The organism is Carboxylicivirga longa (assembly GCF_050589825.1).
GTDB classification, from domain to species: domain Bacteria; phylum Bacteroidota; class Bacteroidia; order Bacteroidales; family Marinilabiliaceae; genus Carboxylicivirga; species Carboxylicivirga longa.
Window position 1 is genome coordinate 1 of sequence record NZ_JBNGOZ010000051.1, and the last position, 2,253, is coordinate 2,253.

General features: G+C 39.4%; 2 protein-coding genes. One reads left to right on the forward strand and one right to left on the reverse strand.

Annotation, left to right across the window (positions count from 1 at the left end):
• Positions 1–117: 117 nt before the first annotated feature.
• The gene (locus ACRD7A_RS18955; RefSeq protein ID WP_430812965.1) at positions 118–906 is read left to right on the forward strand and encodes a hypothetical protein; all 789 of its coding nucleotides are present in this window, start codon (positions 118–120) and stop codon (positions 904–906) included.
• 452 nt (positions 907–1,358) lie between these two features.
• Here the strand turns inward: ACRD7A_RS18955 and ACRD7A_RS18960 are convergent, their stop codons facing one another.
• Entirely contained in the window at positions 1,359–1,604 is a 246-nt protein-coding gene (locus ACRD7A_RS18960; protein ID WP_430812964.1) for a hypothetical protein, read from the reverse strand.
• Between the last annotated feature and the right edge of the window lie 649 nt (positions 1,605–2,253).

The following is a 2,253-nucleotide window of genomic DNA, read 5'->3' on the forward strand; positions in this document are numbered from 1 at the left end:
GGAAAGGTTTTTGAAAATAGACCTATGTTATCAACAACTAATCGGTTTTACAACGCATTATTAAACTATAGCCTTTTGAAATTGTAAAATGGGCAACTCCTGTTGCGTTGTTTTTTTTTGGGACTTTATTTTAATAAAATCTCTGAACGAATAAGAGAAAATAGGAGGTTAAAAAAAGTTGAATCATATTTCGTTAGTCAGCTATCATTTTTAGACAGGCAGCTTTCAGCTGAGATTGAACAATTGGATTTATGTTTGCAAAAACTAAATAATTGGGATACGAATGATATTATACTAAATCAGACTTCAAATAGAATCAGTAAAAGGCTCCTGGATATAACTCAAGAAGATTTATTTACAATATTTATACATCGCAAAAAAGGTGATATAACTGAAAATACTGAATGTTATAATAATATGATTGGGTCTTTAGACCACATATCAAGAGTTTTACCTCATGTTCTTGACGCTAATAAGAAAGCAAATAACGAATTGAACAGCTGCTATGACAACTGGAATAGCTATTTAATTTCTATATCCAAGATTCATAACACTTCAATAACTGATAATCTCATTGACAATTCATTTGTTGGTGAATTAAATACAATACTTAAAGAATTTGAAAGAAAATACAAAAACTCATCAAACATAAAAGCCACATATAATTTTCAAATTAGACCAATAATTGAACTTTGTAAGAAATACTCGAAAGATAAAACAGCTCAGGAATTAATGACGATTTGTGACAAAGCTAAAATCGAATTTCTTCAGATAAAGTTTTTAAGGGAAAACCACGCGACTTTTATTGAATTAAATAAAAAGGTGCTAACTGCAACTAAAAAAGAGCTTAGTGAAAAACTAATCGAATTTAAAGGGAAAAAAACAAAAAAGAATTACGTGGCCTAACAATGGCTAATAAAGCATTGGGGGTTCACAGTAATTTGAAAAGTTTCTGCAAAACCGACCACCGCCAAATCGTTGATTTGGCTTTAAAATTGAAAAATTAAAACAAAATACAACGCTCTGGCTACTTAGCATTTTGGAAGGGACATCTGGCAAAATTTCCCCAACGCTTCATAGCCTGACCGTTGGGCGCAACGAACTCGAACGTAACGCTTCGATTATGAAAAACAAAAACGGGACGCAAATCCGTAAAACCTGACAAAGTGGTTTAAAACAAGTGATTTATAAAACCAAGGCGCGCATTTCTGGACTCTCAAACAAAACGTAGCGGGACTGGGACTTCCAAACGGACACGGCGGACTAATCCCGGCCGGCATTTTTCAGTCACGCAGCCGGACTTCCGATTTGCAGCAGGACTTTCGGGCAGCTGTTCACGGACTTAGTTTCCGCGTGGTTTAAGTGTAACCGGACTTCAAAATAACGCATACGGACAAAGGCGCGCCAAAACCTAGAATGCAAAGCTTATTAGACGGAAAAAGCTGAATAACACAAAGATTTTCAGCCCGTTTTTGAAGTGCAGCTTGGAAGAAATTATAAATCGCAGCGCCCAACAAACCGCCATAGCGCATAAGGCGATTGCTGCGGTTCCGAAGGTTCACAGCTTCGGTCAGCTCCGCCAAATCGTTGATTTGGCTATCCAAATTGAAAAGTTAAAACCAAATACAACGCTTTGGCTTCCCTCCTTTTTCGAAGGTTGGTGAGGTCAACATTCGCCTTACGTCGCCATGCGGCAGGCCGTTGGGCGCAACGAACTCGAAGGAGCGCTTCGATTATGAAAAACAAAAACGGGACACAAATCCTAAAAACGGAAAAAGTGGTTTAAGGTAAAAACTTTAAAACCAAGGCGCGCATTCCCGGACTCGCAAACAAAACGTAGCTGGACTTACAAACCAAACGGACACGGCGGACTAATCCCGGCCGGCACTTTTTCAGTCACGCAGCCGGACTTCAGATTTGCAGCGGGACTTTGGAGCAGCTCAATCGGGACTCAGTTTCCCGCGTTGTTTAAGTGTAGCCGGACTTCTGAATAACGCATACGGACTAAGGCGCGCCAAGACCTAGAATAGAAAGTTGTTTTAGACGGAAAAAAGATGACTAATGTAAAGATTTTCAGCCCGTTTTTGATGCTCAGAACCGAAAAGTAAATTAAACCGCAGCGCCCAACAAACCGCCATAGCGCATAAGGCGATCACTGCGGTTCCGGAGGTTCACCGCTTCGGTCAGCTCCGCCAAATCGTTGATTTGGCTATCCAAATTGAAAAGTTAAAACCAAATACAACGCTTTGGCTT